This window comes from Alphaproteobacteria bacterium, assembly GCA_030680745.1.
Classification (GTDB): Bacteria; Pseudomonadota; Alphaproteobacteria; order JAUXUR01; family JAUXUR01; genus JAUXUR01.
In genome coordinates, this window is sequence record JAUXUR010000063.1 from 1 (window position 1) to 1,444 (window position 1,444).

Consider the following 1,444-nt stretch of genomic DNA (forward strand, 5'->3'; position numbering starts at 1 on the left):
CATATCATTACCCATAAGTATGACCAAATGTATTTTGAAATATTTCGCGAGCCTTAATATGTTCATATAGGGCACGTAATCCCTTCCACATAACTATTGGTCCTGGATCTCCATCATGTTTTCGTCCGAGAAAACCTCCCAATTGAGCAATCATTTTTAAAGTCTCTTTCAAAGCTGGAGGCTTAGTTGGTGGAGGTTTTTTATGTGTCATAATATATGCTGTTTGCCATTCTATAGTCTCAAATACACACTCACTATTTAAGGAAGGGTGAGCTCTACCAAGCATAGTTAAAAATAGAATCCGCCAAGCAATAATAAGATACATAGCAAGACAAGGATCAAACCGTTCTTTATCGCTTAGTTGCAATTTTTCAATAGTACATCCACTTTTTAATACCTTAAAATAAATCTCTATCTGCCAACGACATAAATACCATTGAATTACTTGTAAAGCGGTTTCTAAATTAGACACAGGGACATTTGTTAATAATACCCATTCTATTGCTTTTTCTCCCGGAAGGGGATTAATCTCTGTTGCAATAATGGTTGTTATCTTGACTGGCATAAAACCTTCTTTTGCCTTTTCACGAGGAGGAAGCAATGTAACTTCTTTTGTAAAAATTTCTTGAGTGATTTCGCGTTTTTTTCTATTTCCAAAAGAAGACATCGTGAAAGCGACTTTTCCAATAGGAGCATTTTCTTTTACAGTAGCCTTTAATTTATTACGTTTTTTGGCATCAAATTCATCTAAAATGCTCCTGTCAAAAGTTGCTCGAATTACCCAATTTGCTTGATTATCAATAGCTTGTGCTTCATGGTAAATATCATAAATGTCACCTTCTCTATCAGCAACATAGACAAAGCGGGTGCTAGGTATCGCTTTAGCAAGTTTATTTACCTTTTTATACCCTCTTATCCAACGATAACTTTCTTTATCTTTTATTGCTTTCGAGTAACGTTGCGCTTTACGTTCTTCTGATGTTTTGTGTGTGAATTTTTCTCGAGCCCATTGTTCATAATCAACAATTCCTAGGCATTCACGTTCAGGTGTTACTGCAAAAGTTGGATGTAAGAATATTCCTCGCACATTATCTTGTTGAATAGGCCCTAAATCTTGACGTTCTTTTTGACCGCTATAATTAAGCATTGTCGTATCTTGTATTAATAAAACGATAGGGTGTTTTTTTATTCGGTTAAGTGTCTCTATTCTATGTGGTTTTATAACTTTTCTTGCAGTAACCAACTTGTTTTCAAAAAATCGGTATGCCGCTTTTGTCTCAGCCCAACCTTTACAACTTCCAGGTATACTTTCCATAGGTGTATCCCCAAACTGTTTTAATAATTTTTTTGCGCGTCCATTTAAACGTTTATCTCCTAAATCTATCAAACCATATTCACTTTCAGACCAATTCATGAATAATGCTCCCTAAAAAGAAAACATTGT

The 1,444-nt window shown here is 35.0% G+C and carries 1 protein-coding gene; it reads right to left on the minus strand.

Going from position 1 to position 1,444, the window contains the following annotated elements:
• Positions 1 to 7: 7 nt before the first annotated feature.
• Positions 8 to 1,414, minus strand: coding sequence for an IS4 family transposase (locus Q8L85_07480; protein ID MDP1724528.1), 1,407 nt, complete (start codon positions 1,412 to 1,414; stop codon positions 8 to 10).
• Between the last annotated feature and the right edge of the window lie 30 nt (positions 1,415 to 1,444).

What these genes read in the sequence shown, in the direction of transcription:
- Q8L85_07480 (MDP1724528.1), bottom strand. Translation starts at nt 1,414, where the DNA reads ATGAATTGGTCTGAAAGTGAATATGGTTTGATAGATTTAGGAGATAAA.